Annotated in this window: 14 protein-coding genes; 11 read left to right on the top strand and 3 right to left on the bottom strand. The window is 52.1% G+C overall.

Annotated features, from left to right (window positions below; genetic code table 11):
- Positions 1–6: 6 nt before the first annotated feature.
- From HGH92_RS27285 to HGH92_RS27335, 11 genes are all read left to right on the top strand, one after another.
- Positions 7–3,825: a non-ribosomal peptide synthetase gene (locus tag HGH92_RS27285; RefSeq protein WP_168873982.1), complete on the top strand. Its 3,819-nt coding sequence runs from the start codon at positions 7–9 to the stop codon at positions 3,823–3,825.
- Between the two features lie 24 nt (positions 3,826–3,849).
- Positions 3,850–5,298 carry a serine hydrolase domain-containing protein gene (locus HGH92_RS27290; protein WP_168873983.1) on the top strand — a complete coding sequence of 483 codons (1,449 nt, stop codon included), beginning with the start codon at positions 3,850–3,852 and terminating at the stop codon, positions 5,296–5,298.
- 27 nt (positions 5,299–5,325) lie between these two features.
- Positions 5,326–6,795 carry an aspartate aminotransferase family protein gene (locus HGH92_RS27295; RefSeq protein WP_168873984.1) on the top strand — a complete coding sequence of 490 codons (1,470 nt, stop codon included), beginning with the start codon at positions 5,326–5,328 and terminating at the stop codon, positions 6,793–6,795.
- Positions 6,792–7,664 carry an aspartate/glutamate racemase family protein gene (locus tag HGH92_RS27300; protein ID WP_168873985.1) on the top strand — a complete coding sequence of 291 codons (873 nt, stop codon included), beginning with the start codon at positions 6,792–6,794 and terminating at the stop codon, positions 7,662–7,664. Before HGH92_RS27295 ends, HGH92_RS27300 begins: the two co-directional genes overlap by 4 nt.
- Positions 7,594–8,487: a thioesterase domain-containing protein gene (locus tag HGH92_RS27305; protein ID WP_168873986.1), complete on the top strand. Its 894-nt coding sequence runs from the start codon at positions 7,594–7,596 to the stop codon at positions 8,485–8,487. The genes HGH92_RS27300 and HGH92_RS27305 overlap by 71 nt, the downstream gene beginning before the upstream one ends.
- 54 nt (positions 8,488–8,541) lie before the next feature.
- Complete coding sequence (locus HGH92_RS27310) at positions 8,542–14,658, top strand: glucoamylase family protein (protein ID WP_168873987.1); 6,117 nt, start codon at positions 8,542–8,544, stop codon at positions 14,656–14,658.
- Between the two features lie 15 nt (positions 14,659–14,673).
- On the top strand, positions 14,674–16,299 hold the full coding sequence (locus HGH92_RS27315) for a vitamin K epoxide reductase family protein (RefSeq protein WP_168873988.1): 1,626 nt from the start codon (positions 14,674–14,676) through the stop codon (positions 16,297–16,299).
- 48 nt (positions 16,300–16,347) lie between these two features.
- Positions 16,348–16,575 (top strand): hypothetical protein, encoded by a 228-nt coding sequence (locus tag HGH92_RS27320; protein WP_168873989.1) that lies wholly within the window; start codon positions 16,348–16,350, stop codon positions 16,573–16,575.
- The gene (locus HGH92_RS27325; RefSeq protein ID WP_168873990.1) at positions 16,572–17,411 is read left to right on the top strand and encodes a DUF6625 family protein; all 840 of its coding nucleotides are present in this window, start codon (positions 16,572–16,574) and stop codon (positions 17,409–17,411) included. The genes HGH92_RS27320 and HGH92_RS27325 overlap by 4 nt, the downstream gene beginning before the upstream one ends.
- A 45-nt stretch (positions 17,412–17,456) precedes the next feature.
- Positions 17,457–17,657: a hypothetical protein gene (locus tag HGH92_RS27330; RefSeq protein ID WP_168873991.1), complete on the top strand. Its 201-nt coding sequence runs from the start codon at positions 17,457–17,459 to the stop codon at positions 17,655–17,657.
- A gap of 229 nt (positions 17,658–17,886) precedes the next feature.
- A complete protein-coding gene (locus HGH92_RS27335; protein ID WP_168873992.1) occupies positions 17,887–20,316 on the top strand; it encodes an ABC transporter permease in 2,430 nt (809 codons plus the stop codon).
- Between the two features lie 129 nt (positions 20,317–20,445).
- On the opposite strand, the gene HGH92_RS27340 is transcribed toward HGH92_RS27335, so the two are convergent.
- The 3 genes from HGH92_RS27340 to HGH92_RS27350 are packed head-to-tail and all read right to left on the bottom strand — an operon-like array spanning position 20,446 to position 22,107.
- Positions 20,446–20,685 (bottom strand): hypothetical protein, encoded by a 240-nt coding sequence (locus HGH92_RS27340; RefSeq protein WP_168873993.1) that lies wholly within the window; start codon positions 20,683–20,685, stop codon positions 20,446–20,448.
- Positions 20,686–20,745: 60 nt separating this feature from the next.
- Positions 20,746–20,988, bottom strand: a complete 243-nt coding sequence (locus HGH92_RS27345) for a hypothetical protein (protein ID WP_168873994.1) — start codon at positions 20,986–20,988, stop codon at positions 20,746–20,748.
- A 30-nt stretch (positions 20,989–21,018) separates the two neighbouring features.
- Positions 21,019–22,107 carry an alpha/beta hydrolase gene (locus HGH92_RS27350; protein ID WP_211092755.1) on the bottom strand — a complete coding sequence of 363 codons (1,089 nt, stop codon included), beginning with the start codon at positions 22,105–22,107 and terminating at the stop codon, positions 21,019–21,021.
- Positions 22,108–22,242 lie beyond the last annotated feature (135 nt).

Consider the following 22,242-nt stretch of genomic DNA (forward strand, 5'->3'; position numbering starts at 1 on the left):
ATATACATGTCTACCGGACCCACACTCGATTACAAGTCCCTTGAAACAAACGCAAGGGCCAGGGCAAGAAGTTACTGGCAACAACGTTTTGCCGGATTTCAACCTGCCGCTTATTTTATTGACTATGGAAAACTCCACGATAGCCATGTCGCCCGCCAGACAGCCACCTGTACTGTTACTGCACCGACAGAGGTAACAGGCAGGCTTCAGCGTATCGCTGTGTCGGACAAGGCGCGGTATATTGTACTGCTGGCTGTATTAGGTATACTGGCCAGAAAATACTCCCTGTCCGGCGACGTGATGATCCTCTGCCCCGTGTACAGCGATGCTGTATTGACTGGAGACGATGAACGTATTGTGCCAGTCCGCATGAATGATTTCGGGGATGTTTCATTCCAGGATTTTCTGCTGAAGCTGAAAGATATGCTGGCAGCCGATCTTCAGCACAGCGGATACCCTGTTGAGCGCATACTGGAACAAAAAAGGGACATCTTGAATGAGGTGGCAACAACGGGCATGATGGTCAGGGGGATACACTCCCCCGAATCATTCGGTGCCCATACTCCGGATCTGCTTTTCTGTTTCCGCGGACAGCAGGAACTGGAGCTGGAGGTACAGTATAATGCGGCCCGCATGGATGCGGGGTTTATTCAGCAGCTGGCAGACCGCTATTTTATCCTGCTGGCGAACTGCCTGGGCGCGGCAAAAGCAAAAGTCAGTGAGGCGGAAATGACCACCGCAGGTGAGATATACCAGATACGCTGCGAATTTAACGACACGAGGACCAGTTATCCTTCGGATAACACGATTACGGCATTGTTTGAAGAACAGGTGCGACTCGCCCCCGAAAATACGGCCATTACCGCCGGAGAAATAAGCGTCAGCTATCGGCGGTTGCATGAAATGGCAACTGTCATATCCGGGGAGGTACGCCGGCAGGGCGGCGGGCGAGGGGCCTGTGTGGCGGTGCTGGCCGACCGGTCCATTGAGGCAGTAGCTGCCATAATTGGTATTCTAAGAGCAGGCGCAGCTTACCTGCCGCTGGATCCAGAGCACCCCGCCGGCAGGCATGAGCTCATGCTGAAAGAAGCAAAGGTGAAGACTGTCCTCGCACAGCAACATTACGCCGGATGGCTTCCGGAAGATGTTGCTGTATGCATCATCGAAACGCTCAAAGCGGAAAATGACCCCGACAACGAAAGTTTGCCGGCAGGCCCGGATGATACCGCTTATATAATGTTCACTTCAGGGTCGACCGGTATCCCCAAAGGGGTAGCGGTCACTCACCGGAATGTGATACGGCTGGTGAAAAACACGAACTATGTGACACTTAACCGGCAGACACATATTTTGCAGACAGGCGCACCCGCTTTTGACGCTACCACTTTCGAGATATGGGGCGCGTTGCTCAACGGCGGGCGGCTTTTCCTCCCCGGTAAAGAAGTGCTGATGGATACGGCGAAGTTGGGGAAAGCATTGGCAGAATACAACATTAACACGCTGTGGCTGACTGCTTCGTTATTCGATCAGCATACAGGCATAGATGCTTCCATATTTAAACCGTTGCGCTATCTCCTCGTTGGCGGCGATGTACTGACACCGCGTTATATCAACCAGGTGCGCCAGCAGCATCCGGGCCTACAGGTAATTAACGGGTACGGACCTACGGAGAATACTACTTTTTCTGCTTGTCATCTTATTCAGAAAGATTACCTGTACAATATTCCTGTGGGGAAACCGGTCAGCAATTCCACGGCTTATATACTCGATATTGATGGTAATCTTCAGGCCGTGGGGGTGCCGGGCGAACTGTATGTTGGCGGCGATGGCGTGGCAAAAGGCTATCTCAACGATGAAAACCAGACCAGAGCTAAGTTTATGGCCAACCTGTTTGTAGACGGTGACCGGCTATACCGGACCGGTGATCTTGCCCGGTGGTTGCCCGGAGGTATTATCGAATTTTTGGGAAGAATAGACACACAGCTGAAGATCCGGGGTTTTCGCGTTGAGCCGGCGGAGGTAAAGCATCATCTGCTGCAACACTACGCTGTTCGCGATGCGGCAGTCATCGCACGGGAAGATAATAAAGGAAAACACCTGGCCGCCTACTACGTGCCTGCAGAGAAAACAACGTCAACGGCACTACGGGATTTTCTTGCAGAACGACTGCCGGCCTATATGTTGCCGATGCATTATATCGCGCTGGAGTACTTTCCACTGACACCCAACGGTAAGCTGGACGTGGCCGCGCTTCCCGGGCCGGCTTCCCGGCTGACCGGTGACTACATTGCTCCTGTTACCCCTGAAGAAACGTTGCTGGCAGGTATTTGGGAAGAGGTATTGGAGGAAACGCAGATAGGAGTGGAAGACAACCTTTTTATGCTGGGTGCTGATTCGATAAAGGCACTGCAAATCAGCGCAAGGGTGCGCAGCGCCGGATATGAAATCGGCGTAAAGGATATCATGGCCTGCGAGACCATCCGCGAGCTCGCCAGGCGCCTGATAAAGAGGTCGCTTGTTTCACCGCAGGAAGCTGAAACCGGCATCGTTCCTCTGTTACCGGTACAGCTGCATTTTTTTGCAGACGCCACCGCTGAAAAGCAACACTTTAACCAGTCGGTCATGCTGCATTTCCCTGACGGTTTGTCTGTTGACATGGCCCGTGAAATTTTGAGCAGGATAGCCGACCACCATGACGCGCTGCGGATGGTGTTCCGTTATAAAGACGGGACAGTGGTACAGGAGTGCAGGCCCCCTGGACAGCCGTTGCTTGTACCGGAAACAGACCTGCGTAACATAGCGGCGCCTGAGGCGCTGCTACTGGAGGAATGTAATAAGCTACAGGCAGGTATAGATCTGGAAAACGGACCGCTGATAAAGCCGGGGCTGTTTCATCTGAAAGATGGCAGCAGGCTGTTGATCGTGGTCCATCATCTGGAGATAGACGGAATATCATGGCGTATACTGTTCGAAGACATTGACCGTCTGTATAAACAATCAATAAATGGAAAACCACCGGACTTCCCGCTGAAGACCGACTCGTTAAAAACATGGGCCCTGCACCTGCGGGAGTATGCGCGGAGTAAAAAGTTCCGGAAAGCCGCCAGATACTGGGACGAGATATCCCGTAAGCCGGTGGACCCTCTGCGGCGGGATTTTAACAGACCTCCCGGTTTGACAGGCGATAGCCGCACGGTTTCTTTTACACTGAACAGCCGCGCCACCGCCGATCTCCTTGGAAACGGCCAGGCATGGTATAATGCCCGCGTAGACGAAATGTTGCTGGGTGCGCTGCTGGCAGCGGTAAGAAAACAATACGGAAAACAAAATATACTGGTCGACCTGGAAGCTCACGGTAGAGAAGAGTTGACGCAGGGTGTTAACGTCAGCCGCACGCTGGGGTGGTTCACAGCTATATACCCGGTGCTGCTCGAAAGCGCGGAAGACTACCTGCCAGCCATAGTAAAAGATGTACGGGGCCTTCTTCGCCGTGTACCGAATAACGGCGTCGACTATCTGGTGCGTAAATATCTCGCACCCGGCGCGCCTCCCACCGGGCAGGAGGCCCGGCCGCAGATCAACTTCAATTACCTCGGCCAGTTTGATGCCGACCTGGCCGGCCGTGCCTACCGAATAGCAGCAGAACCCACGGGACGGGAAATTTCACCGAAGCGGACCAGGGAGTACGACTGGACCATATCAGGAATGCTGATCAACAGACGGCTGGAGTTAAGCCTCACCTATAGCACGGAGCAGTACGCGCCGCTGACTATCAAAACCTTTATGGACCATTACCGCGAAAGCCTGGAGGAACTGGCCAGATAGCCCTTACACGCTCAATTTAACCGCATGAAAATCAATATCCTCAAACACTGTAGTCTCCTGCTGGCGTGTGGTCTCTGCCTGTCGGTAGTGGCCAGGTCGCAATCGGCGCCTTCAAAGGATTTCGACCGGCAGGTCCACCGGATGATGTGGGAAGCAGGGGTGCCTGCCCTTTCACTGGCCGTTATCCGTGATGGTCGCCTCGCTTTTTATAAAACTTTTGAATGCCGTCCGCTGAACGGCAACAGGCGGATCAATGACGAAACCATCTTCGAGGCCGGTTCTCTGAGTAAAAGTTTCCTGGTATTTGTGGTCAACAGGCTGATAGATAAAGGTGTTCTGCAACCCGATACGCCGCTTTGCCGCTATCTCGAATATGATATGCTCAAACACGACAATCGGTACCGGTTAATCACCGCCCGCATGGTGTTGAGTCACTGTTCAGGAATAGAAAACTGGAAGCCTGACAATAACCCGGATACGCTGGAAATCATGGCCGACCCGGGAACCAAATTTGTCTATTCCGGCGAAGGATACCAGTACCTCGCGGAAGTGGTGAAAAAACTGCTGGGCCAATCGTACGACGAGTACATATCGAAGATGATTATCTCCCCACTGCATTTGAAACATACATACACGTCCTACAAAACCCAACCGCTTAATTATGCCGTGGGCCACAACAGCCTGGGGGTAGCCTATAAAAAATGGAAAAACGAAGGTCCGGTTCCTGCCGGCGGGATGCATCTTACGGCCGCCGATTATGCGAAGCTGGTCATCGCCTTGTTTGACGGGAAGAATATTTCTGCCGACAGGATACGGGAGATACAGACACCCCGGATAGGGCTAGACCCGCATAACCCCGCATATTGCTATGGGCCGGGCTTTGAGCTGATCATTACGCCGGGCGATACCATCTTGTCTCATGGAGGTATTACCCCGGGCTTCAAAAACCTCATGTTCTATTCCGTAAAAAAGAAATGCGGTTTTGTAATGCTGACCAACAGCGACCGTGGTACCGTGATGGCCCGGAGGATAAATGAGCTCACCACAGGGCTGGACCTGAGTGCTTTTTTCCGCTCGGAATACGTGGTGGGGCAATATCCCAGTCACACCATCAGGCTACTGCAACTATACAGGAAACGCGGTGTTGCCGAAATGTTCAAAGGCATAGGGCAACTGAAAGCCACGGCCGACAGCATTACCCGGTGCAAAACGCTGAATGAGCTGGGATACATTTTCGTGGAAGGAAATAGTGAAGTGGCGGAAAAAATCCTGTTGGACAATATCCGGCTTTCGCCTTCATCTTCACTGGCCTACTACCTGCTGGGCCACGCCCAGATGGCGCTGCAGAAATATGCGCCCGCCTTTAATAACCTGGAACATTCAAAAGAGCTGGGCTTCGATCTTGAACCTGTTGAGCCCTATCTGAAATTATGCCGCGAGGAGCTTCAAAAAAAGGAGCCCGCCGTTAAATGAATCGATCACATTAAAACCCTCAGAAAGATGGAAAAGAAAAACCCTCATGAGCCTGACTCATTCGATACCCCATTGTCTCCCGCTGAAGTATTGCAGGACAGACCTGCGGCCAGGTTTCAGGATTTTCACCTGGGGCCCGGCGCAAGGATCGTGTCTGAAACTATTCCCGGTGAACGCTCTAAAGAGCTGCTGGACATACAGCGTTCTCTTGAAGGCAGTATCGTCTCCTATCCCAGGGAAATGCCAATGGCTGTAAAACGCGCCAGGGGAGCGATAGTTGAAGATGTCGACGGAAACCGCTTTATCGATTTTTTCAGCGGCGCCGGTGTATTGAATGTAGGCCATTGTAACGACTATGTGCTGAAATATGTAAAGCGTCAGCAGGAAGACCTGATACACATGCTGGACTTCCCAACGGTGAACAAAATTGAACTGATTCAGAAAATTCTGCACCAGCTGCCGGCTGAGCTCCGCAGTGAATTTAAAGTCAGTTTTTGCGGCCCCACCGGGTCCGATGCTGTTGAAGCAGCTATCAAACTGGCCAAACATAAAACGGGAAGAGAAGGCGTAATCGCCTTCCATGGCTCTTATCACGGGATGACTTCCGGGGCTTTGTCGGCAACCAGCCTTGTAAAGCTGCGCGAGAAGCTGCGCTCCAATATGCCCAATGTGAGTTTCGTTCCATACAGTTATTGCTACAGGTGTCCGTTCAAAAAAACGGCCGACAACTGCCAGCTGGATTGCGCAGAGTACCTGAGGTATGTGCTGGAAAATCCTCATTCTGGCATGGCAAAGCCGGCAGCGATCCTGCTGGAGCCCATTCAGGGCGAAGGCGGAACCGTTATCCCCAAGGAGGGGTTCCTGGAAAAGATAGTGAACATAGCCAGGGAAAATGATATCGTGGTGATTTTCGACGAAATACAATGCGGATTTTTCAGAACAGGAGATTTCTGGGCGTTCCGCGAGAGCAATGTATTCCCCGACATCATCACCATGTCCAAAGGTTTGGGTGGTATCGGGTTTCCGATTTCTGCCATTATCTACAACAAGCAGGTCGAATCCTGGGGAGCCGGTGATCATATCGGGACCTTCAGGGGAAACCAGGTCAGCATCGCAGCGGGCAACGGCGCATTTGATTTTGTGAGGGAATACAATGTGGCAGAGCATACCCGGGAAATGGGAGCCTACATGCTGTCCCGGCTGCACGAACTGCTGGCTTTTTCGCCTGCCGTGGGAGATATCAGGGGCAAAGGATTATTCATTGGGGTGGAATACGTGAAGGACAAAAAATCCAAAGCCCCCGATCCGGCCATTGTGAGAACGATCAGGAAGATGTGTTTCGCCAAAGGATTGGTGTTTGAAATAGGAGGACATTACAACAACGTGGTGCGTTTTCTTCCTCCGTTAATCGTGAACCGGGAACTGATCGATAATGCGCTGGCCATTTTCGAAGAAGTTAACCGAACAGTTACTAACGGTATAGCATATACTGAATGAACAGCACGATGGTACGTATCAGTAAGGTTATTGGTATTGTAGGGGGTATGGGGCCGCAGGCGGGATGCGCACTGTTCAGCCATGTTCTCCGCTGTACTTCAGCAGGCAAAGATCAGGAGCATTTACCGGTTATCCTCATGTCTTTCCCCGGGGACATTGGGGACAGAAGTGCTTTTCTCGCCGGTCAGGTGAAGATCAATCCGGCTTACAGCATCGCGGAGGTGGTGCAGAAGCTGGAGAATGCCGGCGCCATGGTGATAGGGCTTGCATGCAACACCGCGCACGCTCCCCGCATTTATGATGTCATCAGGGAAGAACTGCGGAAGGCAGGAAGCCGCGCTACGCTCGTTCACATGCCGCTGGAAACCTGCCGCTACCTGAAAGCATATCACCCGCATATCCGCCGGATAGGTCTGATGGCAACAACCGGAACATACCGGTCCGGTATTTACCAGGAGCTGTTGCAAAAATATGGATACGAGCCCATAGTGCCAGCTCCGGCCTTCCAGGAAAACGTTATCCATCGCATGATATATGATCCGGTATTTGGTGTTAAGTCAAACTCCGGAAATATTAAAGCTCCGGCCAGGGAACTGATGGAGGAAGCGGTTGGCTTTTTTGAGGAAAACAGGGCCGACGCCGTTATTCTGGGTTGTACCGAGTTACCGCTGATACTCACCGCAGGGACGGTGAGAAATATGAGAATCATCGATCCCGCTGAAATACTGGCAACGGCGCTTGTAAAAGAAGCCCGTAACCAGGCAGCCACAGCTCAGGAACATTGCAAATTCTATTACGATGTCAAAAACACATGTAACAGTAACGGGCATACAGGTTCCGGCACCAACGGACCACTGCCGCAGGAATAAACACGTACATCACCTCAACTTCAACCATGAAGGCAGGCCGCTGTTCATTATACCCGGGATAGGAGGCAAGTCGGACAGGTTCCGGCTGTATGGGAACATCTTCCGGAAAGTATGCCCTGTGTATGGAATTGATATGATGGGCATTTCCCCGGGTGAAACACCGCTGGAAAGTATGCAGGACATTGCCTCGCAGAATATCCGCTGGATGAAAGCGGTGCAGCCGCAAGGGCCTTACCGGCTCATGTCTCATTCTTTCGGCGTATATATCATGTACGAAATGGCCCGGCAGCTGGAGGCGGCAGGGGAGTGCCTGGATTTCGTGGCGGCACTGGACCAGGGTATCAGCCACCGGCATGGTATTACTCCGGAAACCTCCCTCGCCGCTTCGGTACTGGAGCTGACAAGGGACTACCTGGAAGGTTTCCGCATACTGGTCCCGCCCTATCCCGACTGGAGCGCGGAACTATGGGAGATGCTTGCCGGCACTCCCGAGAAGGACATGGTGTCCTGCGTAGCAGACTTCATTTGCTCGAAAATTCCACACCGTGCCAACAGCATTGCATACTGTGCAAGACTCATTAATGTAAGGATATATAATGCCCGCATCGCCTATATTCCCCAGGGCCGCATTAATACTAAAGTTCTGTTGATAAAAGCGGCTATGAACACCGATAACAGCGAAGGTAGCGGGGATACCCGCGGATGGGCAACATACGCGCACGATGTAGACGTGCGCCAGGTGCATGCCAACCACCATAATATGTTATGGGGAGATAACGTATTCGTTACCGCCGGATATATCAAAGAAAGGCTCCAGGGCTGAAATACAGCCTGGCAAGGGGCAGTTACATCAAAACGATATTTCAAAAGATCTGATATGCGAAAATCATTGCGGCGTAAAGAGTTGTTCTATGCCGGTAAACGGCGGAAACTGAAAAAGCTGGCAGACCACCGCCCGCCGTTCAGGGCGGCCCTTTTCTATGCAGAACAGATGGAGGCGCATTGCAGGGAGATTGCGCACCGCCACCGTTTGGGTTCTGGATGTAGGATAGCCGGGCTGCTAAAACGGTTGGCCACCTGCGAGAAAAAGTTGCTGGAAGTACAGCAGCTGCTGTCCAGGGTGAGCCAGACAGGCAGGCAGGCGGTACAGAACAGAGGGTGGAAAGCGAGTTTTTATTTTCTGGCAGACCAGATCAATAGTGCCAGAAATCTGATCCGTAAATACCCCGGGGAAATACCCTGCCTGGAAGACGGGCCCTCCCGCGGGCTTCCGAGGATTTATGATCTCATTGCAGGGATCATTGCTCATACCAATGCCCAGATAGAACCGAAAGATCTGGCCTCCTATATCAGCGCTTATCAGTCGATATCTGTACTGCGGGCGGGCGAGCTGAAATATATCCCTGCCATATTGAAACTGGCGCTGATAGAAAACCTGTGCAGCCTTGCCCTGCGATTTGCCGTAGTAAAGATAGATCAGCATCATGCCAATTGCTGGACCGGTAAGATATGGGCTGCTGATGACCAGGAAAGCATATACGAAGTGTTGGCAGGCTTCTTTCATACAGCATACAGCGAAAGCGATATGGTGATGGCCGAGCTGATAAGGCGGCTCAGGACGTATGCGCCCGGAGCGGGGCTCCCGTTAGTAATGCTGGAACAAAAGCTCATGGAAAAAGGAACTACGGCAGACCGGCTGATACAGCGCACAGAAGAAGAACAATTGCAGGACCGGCTGTCGTTCCGCAACAGCTTGAGCAGTCTGCGTATCATGGATACGGTGGACTGGAACCGGTTTGCAGATACCTGCAGCGTTGTGGAGCCGGTGCTCGGTGCCGACGCAGCGGGCGCCTATACCCGTATGGACGCCTTTACCCGCGAGTTTTACCGCAAACAGGTAGGCATTATTGCCGGTAAAGCGAAGGTGTCTGAACTGAAGGTGGCGGAAACAGCTGTTTTACTGGCAAAAAGCAGTTGCGGCGAATGCACCGGACAACCGGCGGTCGGTCCTGAGGGACATATCGGTTATTACCTCGCCGGAAAAGGACGGCGGCAACTGGAAGCATTCCTGGGCATCCGCATCGTTAACCACCGGATATGGCGGCGGCTACATGCCGCGGTACCTTTACTGATTTATCCCGGTGCGATACTGGGCGTCACGCTGGCCGGGATAGCCGGTTTCATGGCAATAGTACCCATATCACAGCTGCATCCCGCATGGATGGTACTGGCCATCCTGGCGCTCGCCGTTGGCTGGAGCCAGGCGGCAAAAAATATGGTGGACGGACTGGCAGCGGCCGCAGTCAGACAGGTATTAGTGCCGCGGTTGGATTTCTCGCAGGGCATCCCGGAGAAATATAGCACGCTTGTTGTTGTTCCCGCTATGCTCACAAACGAATCGGAAATTGAAGAGCTGGTGCACTCGCTGGAGGTACGGTATCTCGCCAACAGGTACCAGCATTTGTACTTCGGACTACTGACGGATTTTACCGACAGCATACACCAAACTATGCCGGGGGACGAGGAATTGCTACAACAGGTGGAACAAAAGATAGCATTGCTGAACAACAGGTATCGTGGAGAAAACGGGGATATTTTTTTCCTTTTCCATAGGCCGCGTAAATGGAATGCCGGTGAAGCCAGGTGGATGGGATATGAGCGTAAACGAGGAAAACTGATGGAGCTGAATGCCCTGCTGCGAGGGCAGCGGCAGGAAAATTTTTCCGTTATTGCCGGCAACAACGGAAACGTTCCCGCAGTAAAGTACGTGATTACACTGGACGCAGATACGCAGCTGCCAAGAGATGCCGCCTGGAAGATGATTGGCGCCATGGCCCACCCGCTGAACCAGCCGGTATACAGCCCGGAAAAAGGACGGGTAATAGCCGGTTACGGTATTCTGCAACCCGTTATAGCCACTGACATCAGGGGCATGGATAATTCTCTTTACCAGTACCTGACAGGCAGCGGACCTGACCTGGACCCATACACCGTTGCGGCGATGGACCTTTATCAGGATCTCTTCGGAGAAGGATCGTTTATCGGCAAAGGAATTTATGATGTGGACATAGTGCTTGAATGCTTGCAGGACCGGTTGCCCGAAAACAGGATATTAAGTCATGATCTGCTTGAAGGTACCTATCTGCGATCTGGCTTGCTGAGCGACGTAAAACTGTATGAGCCGTCGTTTAACTATCTCACAGATGTAAAGCGGCGTAACCGCTGGATGCGGGGCGATTGGCAGATTGCGGCGTGGACAGGCCCCCGCGTGCCCGGGTTTCACGGAAAAGCAGTGAGGAACCCACTGAGCATATTGTCCCGCTGGAAAGTGGCCGACAACCTGCGCAGCAGCCTGGTGCAGCCAGCCTGCCTGCTGCTGCTGATACTTGGATGGACCATGATGCCTGATCCTTTACCCTGGACGCTGATATCCCTGCTGATATTGATGTCACCTGCCGTAGTGCTTTTTACAGGAAAGCTGCTGAAGGCACCCCGACGGATGCTGACCGCCAGGCACTGGAAAGGCGCGGCTGAGGAGGCGGCCAACCGTTTGGCGCTCAACCTCTACGATATCATCGCTTTGCCTTTCAACGCATATAACGCTCTCGATGCCATTGTACGGGTACATTGGCGCCTCTTTGTTTCAGGAAAAAGGTTGCTTGAATGGGAACCTTCCGGAAGCCTGAAGTATGTGGGGCTGCGTAGCATCTGGGCGTTATGCCGCGTGATGTGGGCCGGCCCTTTCATGGCTGTTATGCTGACAGCTTACCTGGTAATCAGCAGGGCGGACATCATATGGTGGTTGTCGCCCGTTCTGTTGCTTTGGTTGCTTTCTCCGCTGGCGGGGTGGTTTCTCGTACATTCCTGGACGGTACAGGAAACGAAGTTCACCTCTGCACAGCTGTTGTTTCTGCGGAAACTGGCCCGCCGGACATGGGCCTACTTTGAAGAGTTTGTTAACAGTGAAGGCAACTGGCTGCCACCCGATCACTATCAGGAGTATCCTGCACCACACCTGGCCACCTATACTTCGCCAACGAACATGGGACTTGCCCTGCTGTCCAACCTGGCGGCGGTGGATCTCGGCTATTCTACGCAGGGACGTTTCATCACCTGTACCTCCGGTATATTGGAGGCGATGGGGCGGCTGCAACGCTATAAAGGACATTTTTACAACTGGTATGATAACAAGACGATGCAGCCTACCCTGGACTTCATCTCCACGGTAGATTCAGGCAATCTGGCCGGCCACCTGCTGACGCTGCGCCAGGGCTGTCTTTCCATGCCTTCGCAACCCGTTTTCAGCGCAGAGCTGTTTAAAGGGCTGCGTGATACCTTCGAGCTGTTGAAAGAAGAAGCCGGCGCTGGAAACATACCGGAACCGCTGAAGACAGAGTTTTATCAGTGCGTTAAAGCAGATCCCGTTACGCTCAGGGATTTTAAAACGGCCATGGAGCATCTTGTGTCCTGTGTATCGCGGCTCGCAGAGAACATCATCACAGAGAGGGGAACAGATGCGGCCTACTGGCTGTCGGCGCTGCAACAGCAGTGTAACGCCATTATGCACGAGTTGAATGCACTGGCGCCCTGGTTATGGCTGCCTGCTATACCGGTTTCGTATAGCCACCTGCTGCCGCGGCATATCCCTTCGCTGTATGAGCTGGCAGGATGGTCACTTGCAACGGACGCCGGTAGCATGGCCGAAGCAGAACCGGAAGGTCTGAGGGAATGTATGGCCCGTGCCGGACAGTATGCCGGCGAACGGATTGCATTGTTAAAAGATATGGTGGCGAAATGTGCTTCGTTTGCAGACATGGAGTATGATTTCCTGTTTAAGAAACAGGAACAGCTGTTATCAATCGGGTATCATGTGGAAGCGAACACGCTGGATACTGATAATTACGATGTACTGGCATCGGAGTCGCGGCTTGCCACGTTTGTAGCCATTTGTCAGGACAAGCTGCCGGTCAAAGCCTGGTTTGCAAGCGGAAGGGCTGTTGTCCGGGAAAATGATGTCCTGTCGCTGTTGTCCGCAAACGGTACCATGTTCGAATACCTCATGCCGCTGCTGGTTATGCCTAATTTCGACAATACGTTGCTGGATGTTGCCTGTAAGGGCGCTGTACAACAGCAGATGGCATATGGAAAAAGACAGGGAATACCCTGGGGCGTTTCAGAATCGGCTTACAATACTTTCACGGACGGCACGCATTATGGTTACAAAGTATTCGGTATCCCGGAGCTCAGCCTGAAACGCGATCATGCAGAGGAAGACCAGGTGGTGGCGCCTTATGCTACTGCGCTTGCTTTAATGGTGCAGCCGGCAGAAGCCTGCGGGAACCTGCAGCTGCTGGCATCTCTTGGCATGGTGGGAAGATATGGCTTACATGAAGCAGTGGACTATACGCAGTCCCGTGTTTCCAGGGGACAACGTTTTTCGCCGGTGCGTACATACATGGTACATCATCAGGGAATGAGTTTCCTTTCCTTTGCCAACGTGTTGTCGGACTGGTGTATGCAGCGTCGCTTTGTTGCAGATCCGCAGCTGGAGTCCACGCTGCTGCTTTTACAGGAGCGCGTGCCTGGCAGCACGGCGTTGCTGTTGCGAAAAGAGGCAGCCCCGGAACATCCGGAACAGGCGCCTGAAATATTTTCACAGCCTGGTGAAGGTACCCCGCGAATGCAACATACGGTTACCATGGCGCCCGAGGTACAGTTATTGGGTAATGGCAGGTATCGTGTGATGATGACCAACGCCGGTACAGGTTACAGCCGCTGGGAAGATGTGGCTGTAACCCACTGGGAAGGCGGCGGACCAGACCGTTGTGGCTTGTTTTTCTTTATCAGTGAACAAGGGGAGCAAACCTGCGTGTCGGCCTCCTGCCATCCGCTTTCTGCACCGCATTCCGATTATAAAACTGTGTTCTCCCTTGGATATGCTGATTTCAATTGCCGGCACCGGGATCTGGAACTGCATGTCCGTGTCATGGTTTCTCCGGAAGATGATGTGGAAATAAGACGATGGTCTGTCCATAACCTTACAGACAGAAAACGGAGCCTGAAGCTGACAGGATATGCTGAGGTGGCACTGATGCCTGTTGCGGCCCGGGGGACGCCGCTGCCTCCTGTGATAACGGAAGTGGCATCCGATAAACAGGCGGTCTTCTGCACACGGAAAACCAGCACTGCTTTCGGCCGTTCTCCATGGCTGTTTTACAGCATGAGAATACACGGAGGCAAAGTACAGGCGCTCCGCTATGAAACAGACGGACCTGACGGAATAGGCGGTCGGCCGGCAGACCTTTCCGGGGTAAGCCCTTATTCCGGGATTGCGCAGCACGGAGACCTGTTGCTGGAGCCGGGAGAAACCATCACCGTGGATATTTTAATGGGAGTCGCCGACAGCCGCGAAGCCTGTAAGGCGCTGCTGGAACGGGCTACCCGTCCTCAACCGGCACAGCAGCTCGTAAGTGCAGTCAAAGAACACGGCAGGTCTGTGCTAAAATACCTGAACGCCACAGAAGAGGACATTCAGCTGTTTCGCAGAATGGCAGGCGCCGCGATTTTTCCCGGGCGCACATCATACCAGCCTGATACCGCCAGGGTGAACGGACCGTTGCATGCCAGGCAGGTCATATTGCTGCGGGTGCACGATACCGCCCATATTGAAATGGTGTCCCGGGTAATACAAATGCACGCCTTCTGGCGCCTGCATGGATTGTACCTGACATTAGTCATCTGGAACGAAGACCAGAGCTGTTATCGCACCTTCCTGCAAAGGTTGCTGATGGAGCTGATTTCTTCCGGCATCGGGGCAGATGCGCTTAATCACCACCGGGGCGGCATTTTTGTCAGGCAGGTGGGCGTTCTCACGGAAGACGACCGTGCCTTGCTGAACAAAGCGGTGTACGTGATCACCCGGGAGAAATGGAGGATGGCGGAATTGCCGGTAAGCAGTTACGATATGGCAGACGAAGCTCCGCTGACAGTCTGATTTAACATATGATGTATGATGATCAATGCCTTCTTACACCCCCGCTTACGCGAAAACCCTGTGGCTGCCACACTGCTGTTAATGCGTCAGCTGAGGATGAGGGTGGATACCGCGGCAGTTGCCGACGCGGTGTTGCTGCACCCGGATTATCCCAGCCTGCTGGCCATCAGCGACGTGCTGGGCCGATGGAAGATCAGGAATGCGGCGTTGCGGCCGGCTGCAGAGGAGTTATCCATGTTGCCGTTTCCGGCGTTGGCTTATATGAATAGTAACGGCGGCTCTTTTGCTGTTTTAACCGCTGTTTCGGAAGACAAGGTTACGTATATGCGCCCGGCAGGTAAAAGCAGGGAGATCACCCAGAAACGCGACATATTTCTGCGGGAATGGGGTGGAGTGGTGCTACTGGCGGAAAAGCCGGTACGCACAGGCAGCGTAACAGAAAAGCAGCGGCTGCTGCCGCGAAGCGCCATCAGGCCGTTGCTGCTGCTGTTGTTGTTGCTGATGGCCTGCGGCTGCATTTTCGTAGCTACGCCACCGTATCTGCTGCTGTTGGTTGTGTTGGCGCTGATAAAAAGCATCGGCTGTTTTATCACCTGCCTGTTATTGTGGTACGGGACAGACAAGTCCGGTTTAGCTTTACAGCAGGTGTGTGCGGCCGGCAAAAAAATCAATTGCGATGCCGTGCTGCAGTCACCCGCGTCGAGGCTGCCGGGAGGGCTGAGCTGGAGCGAAGCAGGGTACTTTTATTTTGCAGGTGGGTTTCTGTTGGCGGTATTAGCGTCGGGGCACGAGGGTACATGGCCCTTGCTGGCCTGGCTGAATGCCCTGGCATTGCCATATATCCTGTTTTCCGTGTTTTATCAATGGCGGGTGGTCCGGCAGTGGTGCCTGTTATGCCTCTGCGTGCAGGTGCTGCTGGCTGCTGAACTGGCGGTAAGCTGGCCGGCCTATTGGAAACCTGCGCTGAATGGCGCCTCACCCTTGTGGAACGTGCAGCCGCAGCTGCTGGTAATGGCGGGCCTGCTTTTTTTCATTCCGGTAACGGTGTGGTTTTGGGCGAAACCGCTGCTGGTAAAAGCCCAGCTGAATACAGTACTGAAAAGAGAACTGTTCAGCCTCAAATACAATGAAGAGGTATTTGAAGGCCAGTTGGCTAAACAGCCGCGTATAATAGCCGATCCCAGGCAGTTGGGTATCATATTGGGCAATGCTGATGCGGAACATACGATTGTCAAAATATGTAACCCCTATTGCAGCCATTGTGCACGGGCGCACCCCGCTATCAATGAATTGCTGAACGAAAATGACAACGTCAGGATACAGATCATTTTTGCAGCATCAGGAAAAGCCGATGATCCGGCAACAAGAGTTGTACGTCATTTCCTTGCTGTTTATCTGAAGCATGATGAACAGTTGATGCGGCAGGCATTGGATGACTGGTACTTATCGCCCCGCAAACACTACGGGACATTTGCAGCCAGGTACCCGGCCAGCGAATCGCCCGCAGCGGAGCACGCCATCGCGCAAATGAACGCCTGGTGCAGGCGGGAAGAGATAACTACAACGCCTGCCTACTTCGTAAATGGCCATCGGTTGCCACGGCTATATCAGCTGGCGGAGCTGAAACAGTTGCTCCGCTGATATGCCGGAAAGTAACTCTCTTTCATCGTCAAAAAATTAACAGAAAAAATGAAAAACCGGACTTTATCAATAACGCAACAGGCTATGGACCGGGAAGCCATGAAAAAGATCCGCGCTGCGGTGGCGGATTGCCAGCGGTATGGAGAAGCCTGCAATACCGAGCAACAGCTGAATTGCTGCAGCGGCCTGTATTGCGTGGATGCCGTCTGTGGTACCGAAAAACGGCGCGCTGCAACGCGGGCAAGCGAGGAAAAACATTTAAATGACACGATATGACGCTAGTAAAAAAAGAACACCGGATTGTGCTCCTAAGTACTTACTTCGGCCCCACGCCCTGGTATTTCCCCTATTTTGTGTTATCCTGCCGGTATAATCCCGGTGTCGATTTTTTGTTGTTTGCTGATCATGAAACCGGCCTGGAGTTGCCTCCTAATGTCCGTTTTATAAAAATGACCCTGGAGGCATTCCGCCGGAAAGCCACATCAGTATTGGGCTTTGACGTGGTGACGACGCCACAGCCTTATAAGATCTGTGACTTAAGGCCGGCATTCGGCCTGCTGTTTCACGAGTACGTGCAGGAATACGATTTCTGGGGCCAGGCGGATACCGACATCCTCTTTGGTAATATCCGGAAATTCCTGGACGATACCATACTGGACAATTATGATATGATCTGCCTCCGGCACGATTATATTTCCAGCTGGTTTACGTTGTACCGTAATAATGAGCGGATGAACCACCTTTTCAAGGAAAGCAGCGACTATAAAAAAGTATTCACCACAGAACGGTATTTTAATTTCGATGAAACGAACCTTACCTTCTTTGAATTTGCGCATTCTGTTCCTTATCAGCAGATCCCCAGCGAGGTGGAAAGCATGACGCACCTGGTTAAAAGACTCCAGGAGCAGGGAGCGGTACGGGCCTATTTTGATATGCATGCCATTGAAGGAAGGCCGGGGAGAATGATCTGGAGCAAAGGGCAACTGATCTATAAGAACCAGTTTGAAGTTTTGCTGTATCACCTGCTGGAGTTTAAAAAAGTCTATCAGCCCAAACACCGGCCTGAAAAGGTAAAAGATACGTTTCGTATTAGCCCTGCCCGTATTTATTGATCATGTACGGGAATATTTTTATGATAACCACATTAATTTCTCCTGATGGAACCAAATACGACAGAACTGAAGAAACTAAATTTCCGGCAAATGAAGCAGGCACTGACACCTGAGGAAATGAAAAAGATCATGGCCGGCATTCCTGATTGCCAGGTACATGCTGCTCACTGCGATACGGAAAGCGCCCTCAATTGCTGCAGTGGATTGTATTGCGAAGGGAACGTATGTGTTGTGAAAGATGCCTGAGCCGGTCCCCCCGGACCGCAGCGTTTGCCGCGTTGATCAAAAAAGTTATTTTGTATAGCTATTTCAGGGTATCCGTTTACGTGATATCGTTATTACCGGACGAACCCAATATTTTAGAAAACGGACATCGCCCTGTCCGAATCCGGACAGTTACATGATTATTGGCAAATACAGTGTACTGTTTTCCAATGCGCTAAGGTATTGGCACGCCCTTTATACTCTTAAAATTATGATTCGGAATTATCTTGCTATTGCCCGCAGAAACCTGTTACGTAAGCGGGGATTCACTGCTATCAACATCGCCGGCCTGGCTACGGGCCTTTGCTGTTTCCTGCTGATCTCCCTGTATGTTATCGATGAGCTGAGTTATGACCGCTTTCATAAAAAAGCGGACCGTATCTACCGTATTCACCTGGACATGCGGATGGGCGGTGTAGACCGTACCATGCCCAACTCACCAGACGCCATGGGAGGATTACTGAAAAAAGATTATCCCGAAATAGAACAGTATACACGCATTTATACGCATAATGGCAGCCGGCTGGTAAAGAAAGGGAATGAGTTTATTACAGAAACCCGCGCGGCTAACGCAGACTCCACTTTTTTTGACGTATTCAGTTTCCATGTGATAGAAGGAAACGGAAACACAGCTCTTGCAGAGCCCAATACGGTTGTCATTTCCGCTTCGTTGGCAAAGAAATATTTTGGTATGCTCCAGGCAGTTGGCAAAACACTGGAAGTACAGGAGGGCGATGGGGTTGTACCCTACAGGGTCACAGCCGTCATAGAGGATATGCCGGAAAATTCGCATTTCCGTTACGACCTTTTGTTCTCCATGAGCAGCCTTCATTATGACTGGGGACAGGTAGGAAGCCATAATTTTTATACCTACCTGGTACTGGGCAAACACGTGAGGCCGGCCACTGTGGAGAAGAAATTTCCCGAATACGTTCGTAAGTACCTGCTGCCGCATATACAGGAACGGATGCACGTAACCACCATGGAAGAGTTTATCAATGCCGGCAACAAGGTCAACTACTGGCTGATGCCGCTTACCAGGATACACCTGTACTCTAACCTTGAGGAGGAGCTGCGGCCGCCGGGAAGTATTCAGTATGTGTACATTTTCTCTGCGGTGGCACTGTTTATATTGCTGATAGCCTGTGTAAACTTCATGAACCTGACAACGGCCCGTTCTGCAAACAGGGCCAGAGAAGTGGCTATCAGGAAAGTACTGGGCACCGAGAGAAAAGACCTGATCTTTCAGTTTCTGACCGAGTCTATCCTGATTGTATTGTTATCCATGCTGTTGGCCGTAGCGCTGGCTGCCGTGGTGCTGCCTATGTTTAATGAGTTAACCGGAAAACTAATTGGCGTCAAAGCCTTTCTTTCACCCTACATCCTGCCGGTACTGATTATATTGCCTTTTGTGGTTGGACTACTGGCGGGCAGTTACCCGGCTTTCTTCCTTTCAGCTTTTAGACCTATTGAAACGCTGAAAGGGAAGTTTAAACTGAACAGCAAGTCCGGCGGACTGCGGAATGTGTTGGTCGTGTTTCAGTTTTTTACTTCCATTGTGCTGATCATCGGAACGCTGGTGGTGTATCGCCAGCTGCACTACATACAAAGCAAGAACATCGGCTTTAACAAAGACCAGGTGCTGATCATTAACGGCACCTGGGCGCTGGGCAATAAAGCAGATGCTTTTAAAGACCGCGTAGTGAAACTGTCGGGCGTCAGCAGCGGAACGCTGAGCTCTTCGCTGCCGGTATCCAATACTGACCGCAGTAATACCGTCATTTCCACGGAAGCGGTGGTGACGGCGAAGAGCAGTATCAATATACAGACATGGCGGATTGACTATGACTATATAGGAACGCTGGGAATGAAAATAATAAAAGGCCGTAACTTTTCACGCGATTTTGGCAGCGACTCCTCCGCGGTGATTATCAATGAAACAGCTGCCAAGTTATGGGGGCTGGACGATCCGGTAGGCAAAACGATCTATCAGTGGCAGGATACCAAAACAATTCCACGTACTATTATCGGGGTGGTTAAGAATTTCAATTACGAAAGCCTGCGTGAGAAGGTGGGCCCGCTGTGTTTCTTCCTTGACAGAAGTACGGGGTTGGCGGCTTTCCGTGTAAATACCACCCGGCTGAACGACCTGGTGAACGAAGTCGGGGAACTATGGAAGAGCATCGCACCGGAAGTGCCTTTCAGTTACCGGTTCCTGGATGAATCTTTTGATGCAATGTACGACGCGGAAAGGAGAGTAGGCAGGATTGCACTGCTTTTCTCAGGACTTGCCATATTTATAGCCTGCCTGGGGATATTTGGACTGGCGGCGTACATTGCGGAACAACGCATCAAGGAGATAGGGGTCCGGAAGGTGCTGGGCGCAAGCGTGGAAAGCATTGTGGCACTGCTGTCAAAGGATTTTCTGAGGCTGGTGCTTATCGCCTTTCTGATCGCAGCACCCCTTGGCTGGTGGATCATGAATAAATGGCTGCAGAGCTTTGCCTACCGCATTTCACTCAGCTGGTGGCTCTTCGTGCTGGCAGGTGTCATCGCCATGATGATCGCGCTGATAACCGTCAGCTTCCAGTCTGTTAAAGCTGCCCTAACTAATCCCTTAAAGAGCCTGCGGTCCGAATAACCGGGATATAATACGCTACGTTAAACCGCCATAAAGGACATACAAAGATTAGCGCCGGTCGCTTCCATTTTTGTCTGCTCTTTATGGCGTATTCTTTTTCCCCTCCGCAAACTTCGCCACCCTGTTTTGCTATTCCCGCGTCATTTGCTCCACCTTTTCCGCGCCCGGTATTTCTGTGAGCAGGTCGTCGATAGATTTGTTTTTAGCACCGGAGAACATCTCCTGGTGCTTTTTTTCTGTATCCCTGAAGATGTTGATCACCACCTGTTTGTCCTTCGGGTCAATGTCGTGGTACATCAGCAGGATAGGCTTGTACAATAACGTATAGGCTTTGGCGAGAATTTTCGCGCCTGCTTTGGTGATACTCACCAGCTTAGCTCGTTTATCGTCGGGGTCCACTCTTTCCGAGATATATCCCTTTTTTTCAGTTTATGAAGGAATGTCGATGCCCGTGGTCTGTTCGGTGAAGTTGTACTGGATGACCTGTGTTTTCTTTACTTCTTTCAACTGGTAGATGGTGTTCATAAAATAAAACCACTCCAGCTCAAACCCCGGCAGTCGGAATAGATATATTTTCGCGCCGCCGGCCAACTTCGGGATGTTGCTGGACTGCGATCCGGGGACAAAGTGGGAGAACGGTTCATCCAGCACCAGGTACGGACAGCCCCGCAACTGCTTTTAGTATAGGATAGTCGTTAGGGGCTACTTCCTGATCTGCTTTGCCGCGCCGTCAGATAACAGGCTACGGGAAAAGAACTGCAACATTTTGTCTCCTATCCGTTGGCCGATACGATTGATGTGGTCACCGTCATAGATTTCAAAAGAATGCTCAATGCCGTACCTGCGCAGGTCTGCATGCAACGTTTTAATGCTTTCGGCGATGCCCCTGTCTTTATCGCCTGCATCGAAACCGATGGATTTTAATTTTCTGATATTGTAGATATATTGATCGAGGTCGTTCAGGGGGCGGTTGGCGTCCCATTTTAAGAGTACCTGCGGCTGCAGCGCGCCATCTTTCACCGGCAGATCGAGGTAGAAGGGCGGATTTTCGGGATTGGGCGACCATGCCGCGGCGGAAGCGAAGAGCGCTTTGGTGAAAAAGTCGGCCTGCCTGAATGCGTCGATGGTCCTGATACTGTCGGCCCGCAGCAGCTGCTGGCGAAGGCCGTCCGCGGAGCCTGAGGAGGAGTTGAGGCAGCAGGGGCTCAACAGGTACACTGCTGAAAACACATCCGGGTTTTTTTCGCCGATGCGGAGGGCGCCGTAGCCACCCATGGAGTGACCGCAAATGCCCCGGCCTTCTTTGCGGGCAATGGTCCGGTAGTGGCTGTCTATATAGCTTACCAGCTCGGTGGCGATAAAATCTTCCCAGTTGCCGGTGGTGACGGAGTTGGAGTACATGCTGCCCTGGAAAAGCGTATAGGCGTCGGGGGTGACGAAGATCATTCCGCTGCCCGGGTTCTGCGAAAAGGCCGTGTCCAGTACGGCCGGCAGCGACATCCAGTGCTTTTCAAACCCATATACTTTGGCGTCATTGTCGGTATAGCCATGCAGGAAATAAACCACCGGGTAACGCTTCCCGCCCGCGTTGTTATAGCCGGCAGGCAGGTAAACGGAAGCATAGCGGTCGGCACTGTCGCCACTGAGATTGCCCTCCAGCAGCTTACTATGAATTTTTATCCGTTGCACGGTGCCTTTCACGACAGGTTTTTTCTGCGCCAGGCATCTCACCATCAAACAGGGCGCCAGCAAGATAAAAAGAAGGAGGAGGAAGGGTCGCGGTTTTCTCATGTGGTAGTAATTAAAACGTGGTTACCACGAAAAATAAGTCAATCCGAAGAGATTTCCAATAAAATTGTTATTCGTACAATTATGGCAGCAATGGTCATACTGGTGCCGTGGATGGGGTCAAAAGTTTAGTCGAGT

The organism is Chitinophaga varians (assembly GCF_012641275.1).
GTDB lineage: Bacteria > Bacteroidota > Bacteroidia > Chitinophagales > Chitinophagaceae > Chitinophaga > Chitinophaga varians_A.